Origin of the sequence: Streptomyces prunicolor NBRC 13075, from assembly GCF_000367365.1 — a bacterium.
Lineage (GTDB): Bacteria > Actinomycetota > Actinomycetes > Streptomycetales > Streptomycetaceae > Streptomyces > Streptomyces prunicolor.
Map to the genome: position 1 here is coordinate 18,235 of NZ_BARF01000042.1, position 17,112 is coordinate 35,346.

General features: G+C 69.7%; 14 protein-coding genes. 8 read left to right on the forward strand and 6 right to left on the reverse strand.

Annotated elements, in window-relative coordinates; genetic code table 11:
- The first annotated feature begins 31 nt into the window (after nucleotides 1-31).
- Nucleotides 32-478 (forward strand): DUF6191 domain-containing protein, encoded by a 447-nt coding sequence (locus tag SPR02S_RS66155; protein ID WP_245607583.1) that lies wholly within the window; start codon nucleotides 32-34, stop codon nucleotides 476-478.
- Here the strand turns inward: SPR02S_RS66155 and SPR02S_RS18965 are convergent.
- Together SPR02S_RS18965 and SPR02S_RS18970 are read right to left on the reverse strand one after the other, a co-directional pair.
- Nucleotides 435-1,589, reverse strand: coding sequence for a PQQ-dependent sugar dehydrogenase (locus SPR02S_RS18965; RefSeq protein ID WP_019058572.1), 1,155 nt, complete (start codon nucleotides 1,587-1,589; stop codon nucleotides 435-437). The two genes, SPR02S_RS66155 and SPR02S_RS18965, sit on opposite strands and share 44 nt — an antisense overlap.
- A gap of 251 nt (nucleotides 1,590-1,840) precedes the next feature.
- Nucleotides 1,841-2,839 carry an aldo/keto reductase gene (locus SPR02S_RS18970; RefSeq protein ID WP_019058573.1) on the reverse strand — a complete coding sequence of 333 codons (999 nt, stop codon included), beginning with the start codon at nucleotides 2,837-2,839 and terminating at the stop codon, nucleotides 1,841-1,843.
- A 76-nt stretch (nucleotides 2,840-2,915) separates the two neighbouring features.
- Here SPR02S_RS18970 and SPR02S_RS18975 point away from each other — a divergent pair, with 76 nt between their 5' ends.
- The 6 genes from SPR02S_RS18975 to serA all read left to right on the forward strand — a co-directional run bounded on the left by SPR02S_RS18975 (nucleotide 2,916) and on the right by serA (nucleotide 12,881).
- A complete protein-coding gene (locus SPR02S_RS18975) occupies nucleotides 2,916-3,869 on the forward strand; it encodes a 2-hydroxyacid dehydrogenase (protein WP_043258365.1) in 954 nt (317 codons plus the stop codon).
- Between the two features lie 455 nt (nucleotides 3,870-4,324).
- The gene (locus SPR02S_RS18980) at nucleotides 4,325-7,303 is read left to right on the forward strand and encodes a putative bifunctional diguanylate cyclase/phosphodiesterase (protein ID WP_026150686.1); all 2,979 of its coding nucleotides are present in this window, start codon (nucleotides 4,325-4,327) and stop codon (nucleotides 7,301-7,303) included.
- A 237-nt stretch (nucleotides 7,304-7,540) separates the two neighbouring features.
- The gene (locus SPR02S_RS18985; RefSeq protein WP_019058576.1) at nucleotides 7,541-9,394 is read left to right on the forward strand and encodes an acetolactate synthase large subunit; all 1,854 of its coding nucleotides are present in this window, start codon (nucleotides 7,541-7,543) and stop codon (nucleotides 9,392-9,394) included.
- A gap of 20 nt (nucleotides 9,395-9,414) precedes the next feature.
- Entirely contained in the window at nucleotides 9,415-9,942 is a 528-nt protein-coding gene (gene ilvN, locus SPR02S_RS18990) for an acetolactate synthase small subunit (RefSeq protein ID WP_019058577.1), read from the forward strand.
- Between the two features lie 120 nt (nucleotides 9,943-10,062).
- A complete protein-coding gene (gene ilvC / locus SPR02S_RS18995; protein WP_019058578.1) occupies nucleotides 10,063-11,061 on the forward strand; it encodes a ketol-acid reductoisomerase in 999 nt (332 codons plus the stop codon).
- A 230-nt stretch (nucleotides 11,062-11,291) separates the two neighbouring features.
- On the forward strand, nucleotides 11,292-12,881 hold the full coding sequence (gene serA / locus SPR02S_RS19000; RefSeq protein ID WP_019058579.1) for a phosphoglycerate dehydrogenase: 1,590 nt from the start codon (nucleotides 11,292-11,294) through the stop codon (nucleotides 12,879-12,881).
- 85 nt (nucleotides 12,882-12,966) lie between these two features.
- Here the strand turns inward: serA and SPR02S_RS19005 are convergent, their stop codons facing one another.
- Entirely contained in the window at nucleotides 12,967-14,529 is a 1,563-nt protein-coding gene (locus SPR02S_RS19005) for an MFS transporter (RefSeq protein ID WP_019058580.1), read from the reverse strand.
- A 97-nt stretch (nucleotides 14,530-14,626) separates the two neighbouring features.
- Between SPR02S_RS19005 and SPR02S_RS19010 the strand changes: the two genes are divergently transcribed.
- On the forward strand, nucleotides 14,627-15,202 hold the full coding sequence (locus tag SPR02S_RS19010) for a TetR/AcrR family transcriptional regulator (protein ID WP_019058581.1): 576 nt from the start codon (nucleotides 14,627-14,629) through the stop codon (nucleotides 15,200-15,202).
- Here SPR02S_RS19010 and SPR02S_RS19015 read toward each other — a convergent pair.
- From SPR02S_RS19015 to SPR02S_RS19025, 3 genes are all read right to left on the reverse strand, one after another.
- Nucleotides 15,153-16,385, reverse strand: a complete 1,233-nt coding sequence (locus SPR02S_RS19015) for an MFS transporter (RefSeq protein WP_019058582.1) — start codon at nucleotides 16,383-16,385, stop codon at nucleotides 15,153-15,155. The two genes, SPR02S_RS19010 and SPR02S_RS19015, sit on opposite strands and share 50 nt — an antisense overlap.
- Before the next feature lie 118 nt (nucleotides 16,386-16,503).
- Complete coding sequence (locus SPR02S_RS19020; RefSeq protein ID WP_019058583.1) at nucleotides 16,504-16,773, reverse strand: DUF7848 domain-containing protein; 270 nt, start codon at nucleotides 16,771-16,773, stop codon at nucleotides 16,504-16,506.
- A complete protein-coding gene (locus SPR02S_RS19025) occupies nucleotides 16,770-16,955 on the reverse strand; it encodes a hypothetical protein (RefSeq protein WP_019058584.1) in 186 nt (61 codons plus the stop codon). The genes SPR02S_RS19020 and SPR02S_RS19025 overlap by 4 nt, the downstream gene beginning before the upstream one ends.
- Between the last annotated feature and the right edge of the window lie 157 nt (nucleotides 16,956-17,112).

Below are 17,112 nucleotides of genomic sequence, written 5' to 3' on the forward strand. Positions count from 1 at the left end.
GGGACCGGCCAGGGGAGGCGCCGTGTTCAACATGTTCGAGGAGTTGTTCTCACCGGGCCGCAAACACACCCAGGACGAGGCCAACCGGCTGGAGCTGACCAGGGTCGACGTCGCCGACGGAGACCCGGGGCGCGGGCCGATAGACCTGGAGTCCGGGAGGGTGGTCGTACGGTTGCGTGGCGGGGAGGCGGACGGTGAGTCCGACGCGGACGGTGAGTTCGACGCGGATGCCGAGTCCGACGCCGACACCGACGTTCAGTCCGACGCCGAGTCCCACTCCGACGTTGAGTCCGACGCCGACGTAGACGCTGAGCCCGATGCCGATGCCGATGCCGATGCCGACGCCGGTGCCGAGTTCGACATCGACGCCGATGTTGAGTCCGGCTCCGATCCTGTGTCCGACGTCGACCCCGGCTCCGCTCCGTCGCCTGGGCCTACGTCACCTGAAGCTCCAGAATCCGGTCGTCCCCCGACTTAGGCGTGCCCCGGCCGTCCGTGTTGCTGGTCACGAGCCACAGCTTGTCGTCGCCGGCCGACACCACCGTGCGCAGCCGGCCGTACTCGCCGGTGAGGAAGGCCTGTGGGGCGGCGGACGCCTTCGTGCCGTCCAGCGGGATGCGCCACAGACGCTGGCCCTTGAGCCCCGCCATCCATATGGAGCCCTCGGCGTAGGCGATGCCGCTGGGGGAGGCGTCGTCCGTGTGCCACTGGGTGATCGGGCTGTGGTACTTCGGGTTGTCGGTCTTGCCCTCGGCGTTCGGCCAGCCGTAGTCGTCGCCGGGCTTGATCGTGTTCAGCTCGTCCCAGGTGTCCTGGCCGAACTCCGAGGCGAACAGCCGCTGCTTGGAGTCCCAGGCGAGGCCCTGCACATTGCGGTGGCCGTAGGTGTACACCGGTGAGTTCGGGAACGGGTTGCCCGGCGCCGGGTCGCCCTCCGGGGTCAGCCGCAGGATCTTGCCCCCGAGGGATTTCTTGTCCTGGGCCAGGCCTCGCTGACCGCTCTCGCCGGTGCCCGCGTAGAGCATGCCGTCGGGGCCGAAGGCGATGCGGCCGCCGTTGTGGATGTAGCCCTTGGGGATGCCCTTGAAGATCGTGTCGGGGGCGCCCAGCTGCTCACCGGCCGGCTTCTTCTCGTCGTACAGCATGCGGACGATGCGGTTGTCCGAGGCCGAGGTGAAGTACGCGTAGATCATGTGGTCCGAGGCGTAGTCGGGGGAGAGCGCGATGCCGAGGAGGCCGCCCTCGCCGGCCGGGGAGACCCCGGACACCGTGCCCAACTCGGTCTTCTTGCCGGTCTTCTCGTCGATCCGGGTGATCGTGCCGTCGTCACGCGAGGACACGAGCAGGTTCCCTTCGGGCAGCGGGGCGAGGCCCCACGGGGTCTTCAGGCCCTCGGTGACCGTACGCAGCACCTTCACGGTGCCCTTGGCGGGCGGGGTCTGCTCGGCGGCCTGCGCGGAGGGCGAGGATCCGGTCGCCGTACCGGAACTGCCGGACGACGTGCTGTGGACACCGTCCGGGAGACCTTCCCCGCCGGAGGAGCAGCCTGCCGCCAGCAGGAGTGCGGTCACGGCCAGGGTGGCCGACACGACTCGACGTTGCACGATCAGGTCCCTTCGACGGGCGGGTACTCACCAATGGATACGGCGAGCTCTTACAGCGGGCTCACGGCCGTCCCCCGCGGCTGGTTCTACTTTTCATACACCGCTCACCCCGCCCGAGTTCCCGATCACCGCGCACCGACGCACGATCGAGCCGTTCCCTTCGGGCGACCGAGCCGACGGCCGGTACCGGAACCGGTACGGCGGCCGGCCTCATCACCGGGCAACCACCACGGCGGTCAGTCCCAAGACCCCAGCGCCGCAGGCAACTCCGCCACCTCGCTGAGATCCTCCGCCGTCAACCGCACCCCCGCCGCCCCCGCGTTCTCCCTGACCCACCGCTCCTGCTTGGCCCCCGGTACCGCCACCACATGCGCCCCCTGCGTCAGCACCCACGCCAGAGCCACCTGGGCCGGGGTCACCTCCGGGCCGTGGCGGCGGGCCACGCGGCGCAGGCCGGCGATGATCGGCTGGTTCGCGGCGGTCATCTCGGCGGTGAAGCGGGGGTGGCGGGCGCGTAGGTCGTCCGGTTCGAAGCCCTCGCCCGGGGTCAGGGTGCCGGTCAGGAAGCCGTTGCCCAGGGGCATCGCCGCGAGGAAGCCGACGCCGCGGGCCGCGCACCAGGGCAATAGTGCGTCCAGGGCCTCCGGGGACCACACCGACAACTCGGCCTGTACCGCTGTGACCGGGAACACCTGTTGTACGCGCTGGAGTTGGCGGATCGTTCCGTCATGGAGGCGTGCACCGGGGCGGCGGGCGGCGCGGGCGCCTACCGCGCACATGCCCAACGCCCGTACTTTTCCGGCCTGTACGAGGTCCGCCATCGCACCCCATGTCTCCTCGATGGGGACCTCGGGGTCGGCGCGGTGCAGTTGGTAGAGGTCGATGACGTCCGTCTGGAGGCGGCGCAGTGAGGCGTCGCACGCGCGTTTCACGTAGCCGGGGCGGCCGTTGGCCACGATGTGCTGTTCGCCGACCAGCAGGCCGACCTTGGTCGACACGAACGCGTCCGCGCGCCGCTCCTTCAACACCCGCCCCAACAACAGCTCGTTGGTGAACGGGCCGTACATGTCGGCGGTGTCCAGAAGCGTCACGCCCAGATCGAGCGCCCGGTGCACGGCCCTGACCGACTCCTCGCCCCGGCGCCGCGACCCGCTGTACGCCCAATTCATGGGCATGCAGCCGAGTCCGACGGCCCCCATCGCGAGCGCCCCCGCACCGATCGTCCTGCGCTCCACGTGCTCGTGACCCTCCCTCTCCTGGCCCACAAACCTAACCTCTGCACGCGCGCGTGCCTGACATAGCCTCCTGACCATGACGACCATTGACGTGTGGCTGCCCATTCCGCCGGAGGAGATCGAAGGGCTCCCCGACGGGCCCAACTACCTTTTCTGGGACGGGGGTGAGGACTTTCCCGCGGACCCGGGCGCCTGTGCCTTCTATGCCGTGCCGTACATGAAGAGCAGCGAGGTCGGCCTGCGGCCGCTGCCGGAGATGGGCTCCGTGCAGGTCGTACAGACGCTGTCGGCCGGCATCGACCATGTGCAGCCGGGGCTCAAGTACCTGCGCCCCGGTGTGCAGTTGTGCAACGCACGCGGGGTGCACGAGGCGAGCACCGGTGAGTTGACCCTGGCCCTCGTTCTCGCCTCGCTGCGTGGGATCCCCGACTTCGTGCGGGCGCAGGACAAGGGGGAGTGGGGCGGCGGATTCCACCCCGCGCTCGCCGACCGGTCCGTTCTCATCGTCGGCTACGGCTCCATCGGTTCCGCCATCGAGGACCGGCTCACTCCCTTCGAGCTCGCGCGGGTGGCGCGGGTGGCGCGCTCCGCGCGTACCACCGCGCGCGGGCCGGTGCATCCGCTCGCCGAACTGCCCGCCCTGCTCCCGGAAGCGGACGTCGTCATCGTCTCCACGCCCCTGAACGAGACGACCCGGCACCTGGTCGACGCCGAGTTCCTGGCCCGGATGAAGGACGGGGCGCTGCTGGTCAACGTGGCCCGCGGCCCCGTGGTCGACACCAAGGCGCTGCTCGCGGAGCTCGAAAGCGGCCGTATCACCGCCGCGTTGGACGTCACCGACCCCGAACCGCTGCCCCAGGGGCACCCGTTGTGGCACGCGCCCGGCGTGCTGATCAGTCCCCATGTCGGCGGGCCCACCTCGGCGTTCCTGCCGCGGGCGAAGCGTCTGGTTGTCGACCAGTTGGGACGATTCGTGAACCGGCAGCCGCTGCGCAACGTGATCCTTACGACAGGCGAAACGGGGAACTAGCCACAACAGGGCGGTAATCCGCTTTCGGCACCCTCCGCAACCTTTCGGAAGCGGGGTGTGTACGTATCCCTGCTGGTCGTCACGGAGCGTAGAGGGACTATGTCCCTGAGTGACGAGTCTGGTGTATCGTCCCGGCAGGGGCTGCGCCGCGCACCGTTCGGCGCCGGGGTTGGACATTTCAGACTGTGAGGGGGGCGACGGGCGATGCACGGCCTATGGACGAGCGATCCGACGCGGCGGGGCCGCCGGCGGCGACCCTGGCGCACCGCCGCGCGCAGCCGCGGCCAGCACGCCAATCACGCCGACCACTGCGGGCACGGCGGTCATGGCGGCCGCGGCGGGCAGCACGGCAACCACAGTCATCACCACCGCAGGCTCAACAGCCGCCGCAGGCACGCTCATCCAGCGCACCGGGGCCCGCGGGACCCGGGAGCGACGCGGACCGGGAGGGCACGGTGAGTTCGCCACCGTCTCCGACGACCACCCTCAACGGGGCGCTCCGGGACCGGACTTCGCCGGGAGCGCGGCAGCCACGACCGCCGGGAACGAGCGGCGTGTCGAGCCTGGTCCAGCAACTCGTCCTGGCCCTGGTGTGCGCGGGATACGCCGTCGGTTCCGCGCTCGACTGGGGGTCCGCCCAACTCGCCCTGATCATGGGCGACTTCGGGCTCAGCGCGGCAGCCGGTACCGCCGCCGTCTCGTGCTTCCTCTACGCGCGAAGCCGCCGTATCCGCTTTCGACCCGCCTGGCTGCTGTTCTCGCTCTCCTCGGCGATGGCGGCACTGGGCAACGGGGTCTGGGGGTGGTACGAGGTCGTGCTGGAGCGACAGGTGCCCAGCCCCAGTTTCGCCGATCTGTTCTTCCTGTGCTTCGCGCCGCCCGCCATCGTCGGGCTCCTCGTCCTCGCCAAAAGGCCTGTCACCAAGGCCGGTTGGGTCTGTCTGGCACTGGACGCCTGGCTGATCGGGGGCTCGCTGCTCACGCTGTCCTGGAGCCTCGCGCTGGCCCAGGCCGCCAAGTTCGACGGGCCGAGCGTGGCCCACACCGCGCTGTCGCTGGCGTACCCGCTGCTCGACATCGCGCTGGTCAGCATGGTGCTCGCGCTGCACTTCCGGCGCTCCTCGGTCAACCGCACCGCGGTGAACACCGCGATCGGCGCACTCGCCCTGACGGTGATGTGCGACGCCCTGTTCACCTCGCCGCTGCTCCACAACAACTACCACTCGGGCCAGTTGCTCGACGCGGGCTGGTTCGCCGGCTCGCTGCTCCTGGCGTACGCCCCCTGGGCCGCGCCCCGGCACACCCAGCCCGAGGACGACCGGCACACGCGCGTGGTGCACGAGCACCGGCCCGGACGGCGCACCGGCATCCAGCACCAGGCCGCCGCGCCGGGCGCCGATCAAGGACGGTATCCGGCCACCCGGCCCATCGCGGGTTCGCTGGCCGCGCTCACCCCGTATCTCGCCGCCGCCGTCTGCACGTTGGGGATTCTCTACAACGTGCTCAACGGCCGCAGCCCCGACCGCGTGGTGCTCATCACCGCGGGCTGCGTGGTCCTCGCCCTCGTCGTGCGCCAGGGCATCATGCTGCTCGACAACATCACCCTCACCCAGGAGTTGGCCCAGAAGGAGAACCACTTCCGCTCCCTGGTGCAGGGCTCCAGCGACGTCATCATGATCGCCGCCCCGAACGGCATCCTGCGCTACGTCTCCCCGGCCGCCGCCGGTGTCTACGGCAAGGCCGCGGAGGAACTGGTCGGGACCGAACTGGCCTCGCTGATCCACCCCGAGGACCTCGGCTGTGTGGTGCACGAGGTGCGCCGTTTCCTCACCGCCAGCCCCTACGAGGAGTCCACCACCCGCATCGAATGCCGCTTCCGCTCCGGCGACGACGGCTGGCTGAACGTCGAGTCGACGGTCAACCGCCACCACGGCGGCCTCATCTTCAACAGCCGGGATGTCACCGAACGAGTGCGCCTCCAGGCGCAGTTGCAGCACAACGCCGAGCACGACCCGCTCACCGACCTGCCCAACCGCGCGCTGTTCACCAAACGCGTCCAGCAGGCCCTCTCCGGCCGCCGCTCCACCGACCGCGGCACGGCCGTCCTCTTCATCGACCTCGACGGCTTCAAGGCCGTCAACGACACCATCGGCCACCAGGCCGGCGACGAACTCCTCATCCAGGCCGCCCGCAGGCTCGACGGCGCCGTCCGGCACGGCGACACCGCCTCCCGGCTCGGCGGCGACGAGTTCGCGGCCCTGATCGTCGGCGACGGCACCCGGGACCGCGCCGCCCGTGAGCGGCACATCATGGAGCTCGCCGACCGCCTGCGCGTCACCCTGTCCCAGCCGTACCTCATCGACGGCAACGATGTCCGCGTCGCCGCCTCCATCGGCGTCGCCTTCGCCGAACCGGGTCTGGGCGCGGGGGAGTTGCTGCGCAACGCGGACCTCGCGATGTACCGCGCCAAGGGCGCCGGCAAGGGCCGCGTCGAGCTGTACGCCCCGCAGATGCAGCAGGACGTCGTACGGAAGGCGGAGCTGGCCACGCGGCTGCGGGCCGCGCTGCACGACGGGGAGTTCGCGCTGCTGCACCAGCCCGTGGTGTCGCTGGTGGACGGCCGGATCGCGTCGGTGTCCACGCAGGCGCGCTGGCGGTCGTCGCAAGGAGTGCTGTTCACGCCGGCCGAGTTCCTGCGGGTGGCCGAGGACAGCGACAAGACCGCCGAGCTGGGGCGCTGGATGCTCGAGGAGGCCGTGGAACAGGCCGCCGAGCGCACCGCGACCGGGCTCGCCGTGTCCGTCGCCGTACGGATAAGTGCCCGGCGGCTGCTGGACAAGTCGATGCCGCTCGGTTCCATCGAGGCGCTGCTGACCCGGCACGGGCTGCCGTCCGGTGCGCTGCTGATCGAGCTGTCCGACACCGACCCGCGGGTCTCCCTGGACGAGCTGGAGCGCCGTCTGACCGCGCTGCGGAGGCTCGGCGTCCGGATCGCCCTCGACGGCTTCGGGAGCGGCTACGCGGCCATCACGGCGCTCCGGCGGCTGCCCGTCGACGTACTGAAACTGGACCGCAGCCTGGTCGAGGGCGTCGTCGAGTCCGCGCGGCTGCACAAGATCACCAGCGGGCTGCTGCGGATCGCCTGCGATCTCGGGCTGCAGTCCGTGGCCGACGGGGTCGATCTGCCGGAACAGGTGGTCGCCCTGCGCGCGATGGGCTGCACGCACGGGCAGGGCATGGCCTTCTCCGCGCCGCTGGACGAGTACCGGCTGCGCAGGGCCCTCGCGCGCGGCCACTATCCGGTGCCGCACGGCCCGGCCGAGCCCGCGTTCGCGGGGGGCGCCCTGGGGGTGTACACCAGTGGTGTGCCCGCGGTTTTCGGTGCCGGAACGGCCCTCCGTTCACATAATGAGACTCCCGTCCCACCCACTTGACAGTGGATGCGTGCCGGGGGGAGGGTCAATGCCATGCGCACCCGAATTCTCGTACTTGGAAAGCGCGTCGGCTGACGCTGGTGACCTCCGGACGGACCCGGAACTCCCAGCGACCGCACCCGGCGCGCTCCCCTCGCTTGCCTCACGGCACGAGGGGTTTTTTGTTGCACAGGAACCAGTCGTGCAGCAGCAGAACCCCGCACAAACCTCGCAAAAACCCTCAGCATCGAGAAGAGAATGACGATGACCGAGCAGGCCTCCGGGGCCCATCCGCAGCCGCGGCCCCGATCCGGAGGACATCAGTCCGCCCCCGAGCACGTCACGGGTGCGCAGTCCCTCATCCGCTCTCTCGAGGAAGTCGGGGCCGACACGGTATTCGGCATCCCCGGCGGTGCGATCCTTCCGGCGTACGACCCGCTGATGGACTCGACGCGGGTGCGTCATGTGCTGGTCCGGCATGAGCAGGGCGCTGGCCACGCGGCCACCGGTTACGCGCAGGCCACCGGCAGGGTCGGCGTCTGCATGGCGACCTCGGGGCCCGGCGCGACCAATCTGGTGACGCCGATCGCGGACGCGCACATGGACTCGGTGGCGCTCGTGGCGATCACCGGGCAGGTCGCGTCGAAGGCGATCGGCACGGATGCCTTCCAGGAGGCGGACATCGTCGGCATCACGATGCCCATCACCAAGCACAACTTCCTGGTCACCAAGGCGGAGGACATCCCGCGGGTGATCGCGCAGGCCTTCCACATCGCCTCGACCGGCCGTCCGGGTCCGGTGCTGGTGGACATCGCGAAGGACGCCCTTCAGGCGAAGACCACGTTCTCCTGGCCGCCGGTGATGGATCTGCCCGGCTACCGTCCGGTGACGAAGCCGCATGCCAAGCAGATCCGTGAGGCCGCGAAGCTGATCACCGCCGCGAAGCGGCCTGTCCTCTACGTCGGCGGCGGTGTCCTGAAGGCACACGCCACCGCCGAGCTGAAGGTCCTCGCAGAACTCACCGGAGCGCCCGTCACCACCACGCTGATGGCGCTCGGCGCATTCCCCGACAGTCACGAGCTGCACGTGGGAATGCCGGGCATGCACGGTGCGGTCACCGCCGTCACCGCGCTGCAGAAGGCCGACCTGATCGTCGCCCTCGGAGCCCGTTTCGACGACCGTGTCACCGGCAGGCTGGACAGCTTCGCGCCCTTCGCGAAGATCGTTCACGCCGATATCGATCCGGCGGAGATCGGCAAGAACCGTGCCGCGGACGTGCCGATCGTCGGTGACGCCCGCGAGGTCATCGCCGACCTCGTCCAGGCCGTGCAGAAGGAGCACAGCGACGGTCACACCGGCGACTACAGCGCCTGGTGGAAGGACCTCAACCGCTGGCGCGAGACGTACCCGCTCGGCTACGAGCAGCCCGACAACGGTTCGCTCTCCCCGCAGCAGGTCATCGAGCGCGTCGGTCAACTCGCCCCGGAGGGAACGATCTTCGCGGCGGGCGTCGGCCAGCATCAGATGTGGGCCGCGCATTACATCCAGTACGAGAAGCCGGCGACCTGGCTCAACTCGGGTGGTGCAGGGACGATGGGCTACGCGGTGCCGGCTGCGATGGGCGCCAAGGCCGGAGCGCCGGACCGGACGGTCTGGGCGATCGACGGTGACGGCTGTTTCCAGATGACCAATCAGGAACTGACCACCTGTGCCCTGAACAACATCCCGATCAAGGTCGCCATCATCAACAACGGCGCCCTCGGCATGGTCCGCCAGTGGCAGACGCTGTTCTACAACCAGCGCTACTCCAACACCGTGCTGCACAGCGGCCCGGAGGCGGACGGCAAGCAGCCCAGCGCCGGCACGCGCATCCCCGACTTCGTCAAGTTGTCGGAGGCGATGGGCTGTTACGCGATCCGCTGCGAGTCCCCCGACGACCTGGACAAGGTCATCGAGGAGGCGAACTCGATCAACGACCGCCCCGTCGTGATCGACTTCATCGTCCACGAGGACGCCATGGTGTGGCCGATGGTCGCCGCCGGCACCTCGAACGACGAGGTCATGTTCGCCCGGGACGTCCGCCCCGACTTCGGCGACAACGAAGACGACTGAGCGAGAGAGACGAAAGAGAAATGTCCAAGCACACGCTCTCCGTCCTGGTGGAGAACAAGCCCGGTGTCCTCGCCCGGATCACCGCCCTGTTCTCCCGGCGCGGCTTCAACATCGACTCCCTCGCCGTCGGCGTCACCGAACACCCCGACATCTCCCGCATCACGATCGTGGTGAACGTGATCGAGGCACTCCCGCTCGAACAGGTCACCAAGCAGCTCAACAAGCTCGTCAACGTGCTGAAGATCGTCGAACTGGAAGCGGGTTCCGCGGTTCAGCGCGAACTCGTTCTGGTGAAGGTGCGCGCCGACAACGAGACGCGCTCCCAGATCGTCGAGATCGTCCAGCTGTTCCGCGCCAAGACCGTCGACGTCTCCCCGGAGGCCGTCACCGTCGAGGCCACCGGCTCCAGCGACAAGCTGTCCGCGATGCTCAAGATGCTGGAGCCGTACGGCATCAAGGAGCTGGTCCAGTCCGGCACGATCGCCATCGGCCGCGGCGCCCGCTCCATCACCGACCGCTCGCTGCGCGCGCTCGACCGGTCCGCGTAACCCCAGGAGGCGGGCGGTCGACAAGTGTCGGCCGCCCGCATTCCGAGACCCGGAAACTTCCCCCACCCCCGCCGTCATACGGTGGGACGCAACACCTGCACTCCAAGGAGAGAACCCAAAGTGGCCGAGTTGTTCTACGACGCCGACGCCGACCTGTCCATCATCCAGGGCCGCAAGGTCGCGGTCATCGGCTACGGCAGCCAGGGCCACGCCCACGCGCTGTCGCTGCGTGACTCCGGCGTCGATGTGCGCGTCGGTCTGCACGAGGGCTCCAAGTCCAAGGCGAAGGCCGAGGAGCAGGGCCTGCGTGTGGTGACGCCCTCCGAGGCCGCCGCCGAGGCCGACGTCATCATGATCCTGGTGCCGGACCCGATCCAGGCCCAGGTCTACGAGGAGTCCATCAAGGACAACCTCAAGGACGGCGACGCGCTGTTCTTCGGCCACGGCCTGAACATCCGCTTCGACTTCATCAAGCCGCCGGCCGGCGTCGACGTCTGCATGGTCGCCCCCAAGGGCCCGGGCCACCTGGTGCGCCGTCAGTACGAGGAGGGCCGCGGCGTTCCGTGTATCGCGGCCGTCGAGCAGGACGCGACCGGCAACGGCTTCGCACTCGCGCTGTCGTACGCGAAGGGCATCGGTGGCACCCGCGCCGGTGTCATCAAGACGACCTTCACCGAGGAGACCGAGACCGATCTGTTCGGTGAGCAGGCTGTTCTCTGTGGTGGTACGGCGGCGCTGGTCAAGGCCGGTTTCGAGACGCTGACCGAGGCCGGTTACCAGCCGGAGATCGCGTACTTCGAGTGTCTGCACGAGCTGAAGCTGATCGTCGACCTCATGTACGAGGGCGGGCTGGAGAAGATGCGCTGGTCGATCTCCGAGACCGCTGAGTGGGGCGACTATGTCACCGGTCCGCGGATCATCACGGACGAGACCAAGGCCACGATGAAGCAGGTCCTCGCCGAGATCCAGGACGGCACCTTCGCGCGTGAGTGGATGGCCGAGTACCACGGTGGCCTGAAGAAGTACAACGAGTACAAGCAGAAGGACGCCGACTCCCTGCTGGAGAGCACCGGCAAGCAGCTCCGCAAGCTGATGAGCTGGGTCGACGAAGAGGCGTAAGTCTCGGGGCCCGAGGGGCCGGAGCGAGCGCTCCGGCCCCTTTGTCCAACCCGTCCAGCCTCGGACGGGTGATCCTTCCACAGAGGCGCAGGACGACTGTCGGAGCGCCACTACACTGCCGTACTAATACGCGTCAGGCCCACAGCGTCGTGCGTCTCCGCGGCTAGCCCCTCCACCGCCTGCGGCCGTCGGGACGGCCGTCCGCACGCAATGGACTTGTGAGGACTCACGTGAGCTCGAAACCTGTCGTACTCATCGCTGAAGAGCTGTCGCCCGCGACGGTGGACGCCCTCGGCCCGGACTTCGAGATCCGGCACTGCAACGGCGCCGACCGGGGCGAGCTGCTCCCCGCGATCGCCGACGTGGACGCGATCCTGATCCGCTCGGCCACCAAGGTCGACGCCGAAGCGGTCGCCGCCGCACGGAAGTTGAAGGTCGTCGCACGAGCCGGCGTCGGCCTCGACAACGTCGACGTCTCCGCCGCCACCAAGGCCGGCGTGATGGTCGTCAACGCCCCCACCTCGAACATCGTCACCGCCGCCGAGCTGGCCTGCGGTCTGCTGCTGGCGACCGCACGCCACATCCCGCAGGCCAACGCCGCGCTCAAGAACGGCGAGTGGAAGCGCAGCAAGTACACGGGCGTCGAGCTCGCCGAGAAGACCCTCGGCGTCGTCGGCCTCGGCCGCATCGGCGCGCTCGTCGCGCAGCGCATGTCCGCGTTCGGGATGAAGGTCGTCGCCTACGACCCCTACATCCAGCCCGCGCGGGCTGCCCAGATGGGCGTCAAGATCCTGTCGCTCGACGAGCTGCTCGAAGTCTCCGACTTCATCACCGTGCACCTGCCCAAGACCCCCGAGACGGTCGGTCTGATCGGCGACGAGGCGCTGCGCAAGGTCAAGCCGACCGTGCGCATCGTCAACGCCGCGCGCGGCGGGATCGTCGACGAGGAGGCGCTGTACTCCGCGCTCAAGGAGGGCCGCGTCGCCGGTGCCGGGCTCGACGTGTACGCGAAGGAGCCCTGCACGGACTCCCCGCTGTTCGAGTTCGACCAGGTCGTCTCCACCCCGCACCTCGGCGCCTCCACGGACGAGGCGCAGGAGAAGGCCGGTGTCTCGGTCGCGAAGTCGGTGCGGCTCGCCCTCGCCGGTGAACTCGTCCCCGACGCGGTGAACGTCCAGGGCGGCGTCATCGCCGAGGACGTCAAGCCGGGCCTGCCCCTCGCCGAGAAGCTCGGCCGCATCTTCACCGCCCTCGCGGGCGAGGTCGCGGTCCGGCTCGACGTCGAGGTCTACGGCGAGATCACCCAGCACGACGTCAAGGTGCTCGAACTCTCCGCGCTCAAGGGCGTGTTCGAGGACGTCGTCGCCGAGACGGTGTCGTACGTCAACGCTCCGCTGTTCGCGCAGGAGCGCGGTGTCGAGGTACGGCTGACCACCAGCTCGGAGTCCGCCGACCACCGCAACGTCGTCACCGTGCGCGGCACGCTCGGCAGCGGCGAGGAGGTCTCGGTCTCCGGCACGCTCGCCGGCCCCAAGAACCTGCAGAAGATCGTCGCGGTCGGCGACTACGACGTCGACCTCGCGCTCGCCGACCACATGGTGGTGCTGCGCTACGAGGACCGCCCGGGGGTTGTCGGCACGGTCGGCCGTGTCTTCGGTGAGGCCGGGATCAACATCGCCGGGATGCAGGTGTCGCGGTCGGTGGCGGGCGGCGAGGCGTTGGCCGTGCTGACCGTTGACGACACGGTGGCTGCGAATGTCCTGGCGGAGGTGGCCGAGGAGATCGGGGCGACGTCCGCCCGCTCGGTGAACCTGGTCTGACGCACCCGCCTGACGTTTCACGAGAACGCCGGGTGGGTTGAGGATCATCTCCTCAACCCACCCGGCGTTTCTGTGTAGTTGGGGGTCACACCTCCGCCTTCTGCGGCTCCGCCGCCACCGACTCGGGTGTCTTCACCTGGATGCCCCGCAGTGTCCACGCCGCCGCGAACGCCGCCCCCAGCAGGAGCACCGCCCCGGCGATCGCCGCCCCGTGCATGCCGTCGGTGAAGGCCTGGCGGGCGGTCGCGATCAGGGCGTCTCCCGTGCGCCCCGGCAACTGGTGGGCGACGGCGAGGGCACCGCCGAGGGTCTCGTGGGCCGGGGCGGGGGCCGAGGTGGGGATGCCGTGCCGGTAGATCGCCGTACCGATGGAGCCGAGGACGGCCATGCCTAGGGCGCCGCCGAACTCCGCGCCGGTCTCCATCAGCGAGGACGCGACGCCCGCTTTCTCCACCGGGGCGCTGCCCATCGCGAGGTCCATGATCTGGGACATCACCATGACGATCCCGGAGGCGAGGATGCCGGCGGCGGCCAGGGCCGGCCAGAGGGAGTCGGTGCCGGTGAGGGCGAGCATGCCGTAGCCGCCGGAGGCCAGGGCGAAGCCGGCCGCGACGACGTGGGCGCGGTCAACTCCCTTCTGGACGAGGGTCGTTGCCAGCGGGGCCGCCACGCCGACCAGGACCGAGGGGAGCAGCGCCCACAGGGCCGCGTCCATCGAACTCTTGCCGAGCACCGACTGTAGGTACTGCGTGGTGAAGAGGGCCGAGCCCATGATCCCGAAGGCGGAGACGAGGTTGAGGACTACGGAGGGGGCGAAGCCGCGGGCCCGGAAGAGGGCGGGGTCGATCATCGGGGAGGCGGTGGTGCGCTGGCGGTGGACGAAGAGGGCCGCGAAGAGCAGGCCTACGGTGATCGAGACGACGTACTGCGCATGCCAGCCCTCGGAGGTGATCTCCTTGAGGCCGTAGATCACCGGCAGGACACCGGCCAGGGACAGCGGGACGCTCGGCCAGTCGAAGCGGCCGGGGGCGGGGTTCTTGGACTCGGGGAGCAGGAACGGGCCGATGAGCAGGAGCAGGGCCATCGCGGGGAGGTTGACGAGGAAGACCGAGCCCCACCAGAAGTACTGGACGAGGACACCGCTGAGTACCGAGCCGAGCGCGACGCCCGCGGTCATCACGCCGGACCACAGACCGATCGCCTTCGCGCGCTGGCCGGGGTCGGTGAACATCGTGCGCAGCAGCGCCATCGTCGAGGGCATCAGGGTCGCGCCGCCGATGCCGAGCACCGCGCGGGCGGCGATCAGGGTCTCGGCGCTGTTCGCGTAGGCCGCGATGAGCGAGGCGGTGCCGAAGGCGGCGGCGCCGATCAGGAGGAGCCGGCGGCGGCCGATGCGGTCGCCGATCGAGCCCATCGTCATCAGCAGGCCGGCCAGGACGAAGGCGTAGATGTCGAAGATCCACAGCTGCTGGGTGCCGCTGGGCTCCAGGTCCGCGCTGATCGCCGGGATGGCGAAGTAGAGGACGGAGACGTCCATCGAGACGAGGAGCAGGGGGAGCATCAGGACGCCGAGGGCGGTCCATTCGCGGCGCCCGGCACGGGAGTTGGGGGTGCGCGGGGCGTTCGGGGGGTTCGGTGAGTTCGTCATGAGAGGGAATGTACGCGCGTCTAGAACGGTTGTCTATGACGTACGTATAAATCGAGCGTCTAGGACAGACGTATGGATCGGCGGTAGGCTGGCGCCCATGGGACACCGTGAGGATCTGCTCGAAGGCGCGAAGCGCTGCCTGCTGGAGAAGGGGTTCGCGCGCACGACGGCGCGCGACATCGTCAAGGAGTCGGGGACGAACCTCGCGTCCATCGGCTACCACTACGGCTCGAAGGACGCGCTGCTCGCGCAGGCGTACGTGTCACTGGTGGACGGCATGTCCTTCGAGTGGGGTGACCGGCTCGAAGGGGCGCCGGGCTCGCTGGAGCGGTTCAGGGAGGTGTGGTCGAACGTCGTCGCCTCGCTCCGCGAGCCGGGCTCGATGTGGCGGCTCAGCGGGGAGATCATGGCGATGGGCGACCAACTGCCGGAGGTTCGCGACCAGTTGTCGCTCGCGCAGCGCGAGGGCGGCCGAGGACTGGTGTCGCTGCTCATGGGCGTACCGGAGGCGGAGGTGTCGGACGAGACCGCCGACACACTCGGCTCGTTCTACATGATCGTGATGTCCGGTCTGATCATGCAGTGGACCTTCGACCCGAAGACCGCGCCCGACGCGGAGCAGCTCACCGAGGGTCTACGGCAGGTGCTGGAGGGTGTGCGGAAGGCGGAGTGACCCGGCGGTCCCGCAGCGCCGGTGCCACCGCACCCAGCATCAGCAACGCCGTCAGCGCGAAGGCCCACGGGTAACCGGTCAGGCCGGCCGTGATGCCGAAGCCGGCCGCGCCTACGCCCATTCCGCCGTCGTAGGCCAGGTTCCACAGGGCGCTGACGGTGCCGTACGAGGCGGCGGAGACGCGGGTGTACATCACGGCCAGCGTGGCGTTCTGGGTGATGCCGAAGCCGGCGCCGAACAGGGCGGTGCCCGCAACCACGGCTACCGGGTTGGTAGTTGGGGCGATGGCGAGGACGCCCGCCGCCGACAGGAGCAGGCCGGGGAGGACGAGCCGCGCGCTGCCGTGCCGGTCGCCATGGCGGCCCGCGAGCCAGCGGGTCAGGGTCGAGGCGGCGGTCTGCATGAACAGTGCCACCGCGACGACTCCGGCCGACGCCGACGGGACGGCCAGCGGCAGGAAGGTGACCACGATGCCGGCGGCGGTGGCGGTGGCGGCGAAGACCAGGACGGGCCGGAGCAGGGCGCCGGTGCGCAACCCCCGTACGACACCGAGTGGTTGCTCTTTGCGCTCCGCCCGGTCCGGCAGTCCGAGGACGAAGACGATCGCGGCCAGCGCGGCGAGGCCCCCGCTGACGGCGACCGGCCCGTAGCCCACGAGTCCGGCCAGCCACAGGCCCAGCGGCAGCGCGACCAGTGACGGCACACCGGACACCACACCCACCAACGCGAGCCCCTCGCCCCGCCGTTCGTCCGGGATCAGCGACGCGGTGAGGGCCCCACCCGCGACGATCGTCAGCGCGAAACCGAGTCCCCGTACGAAGCACACGGCGACGATCCACACGGCCTGTCCGGAGACGGTCAGTACCAGCGCCGGGGTGCCGAGCAGGAACAGCCCGGCGATCAGGGTCAGTCGATAGCCGAAGCGGCCGACGAGCCGGGGAGTCACCAGTTCCCCGAGCACCGTCGCGAGCATCAGCGAACCGGTCGCGAGGCCTGCCGCGCCTCCGCCGCCCCGCTCGGCCGCGTACGCCGGTACGACCGAGAGCAGCAGGAAGAAGCTGAGACTGGCGCCGATCATGCTCGCGAAACGGAGGAGGAGGGGGCGGGTGAGGAGCGGGGGCGGGGGCCGCACGTCCGAAGTGGCCTCGGGTGAGGGGGGTTTGGGGAGCGGCCCGGTCGTCATGGCATCGACAGTAGGGTCCCGGCGTGGCGCCGGTCAGCTCCAATTCCGGGCCACTGGACTGGTTGGCCTGTGCTGTCAGGGTCGCGCAGGCGGGGTTGGAGTTGGAGTTGGGCGGCGGTCATGTCGGGGTGCCCTCCCACATCACCCATGGGCGTTCGATCAGCTCGGCGTAGCTGGTGTGCCCGGGGTGTTCGCGGAGGTGGGTGAAGGCCCAAGTCTGGGGTTCTGTCGGGTCGTTGCTCGGGGACGAGCGCGCGGCGCACTCCGTGTCGTCGGCGTTGAGCGCGAGGCAGCGGAACGCGTACGTCAGCGGTGGGGCGTCGGGGTCGTGGTCGGGTCGTAGCGTCCAGTCGACGAAGCGGAAGGTGCGGCGGATCGGGACGGTCACAGCAGCTCACCCCGGCTTCGGGCGTTCGCGCGGGCGGTCTCGGCACGTAGGCGCTGTTCGGGGGTGGGGGGTCGTACGTCCTCGGGGGACACCGTCCATTCCGTCCCGCCGGTGACCCTGCGCAGGGACCACGCGCCGCACCATTCGCCGCGGAACTCCCCGATCCGGCCCTGTGCGTCCACAACGAGCGTGCCGAGAGGCGGAGTTGGTGGATTCGGTGAAATCGGCGGAGGGGGCTCGGATCTCACGGGTACGTTCTCGTCGGGCACGGCCGCTCCTCTCCGTAGCGCTTCCACTACTCAGGGGGTTCAGCGTGACGGTCGGCCGGGAAGCATTCAA

What these genes read in the sequence shown, in the direction of transcription:
- ilvN (WP_019058577.1), top strand. Translation starts at nt 9,415, where the DNA reads ATGTCCAAGCACACGCTCTCCGTCCTGGTGGAGAACAAGCCCGGTGTC.
- SPR02S_RS66155 (WP_245607583.1), top strand. Translation starts at nt 32, where the DNA reads ATGTTCGAGGAGTTGTTCTCACCGGGCCGCAAACACACCCAGGACGAG.
- SPR02S_RS18985 (WP_019058576.1), top strand. Translation starts at nt 7,541, where the DNA reads ATGACGATGACCGAGCAGGCCTCCGGGGCCCATCCGCAGCCGCGGCCC.
- SPR02S_RS19015 (WP_019058582.1), bottom strand. Translation starts at nt 16,385, where the DNA reads ATGACGACCGGGCCGCTCCCCAAACCCCCCTCACCCGAGGCCACTTCG.
- SPR02S_RS19010 (WP_019058581.1), top strand. Translation starts at nt 14,627, where the DNA reads ATGGGACACCGTGAGGATCTGCTCGAAGGCGCGAAGCGCTGCCTGCTG.
- SPR02S_RS19005 (WP_019058580.1), bottom strand. Translation starts at nt 14,529, where the DNA reads ATGACGAACTCACCGAACCCCCCGAACGCCCCGCGCACCCCCAACTCC.
- SPR02S_RS18975 (WP_043258365.1), top strand. Translation starts at nt 2,916, where the DNA reads ATGACGACCATTGACGTGTGGCTGCCCATTCCGCCGGAGGAGATCGAA.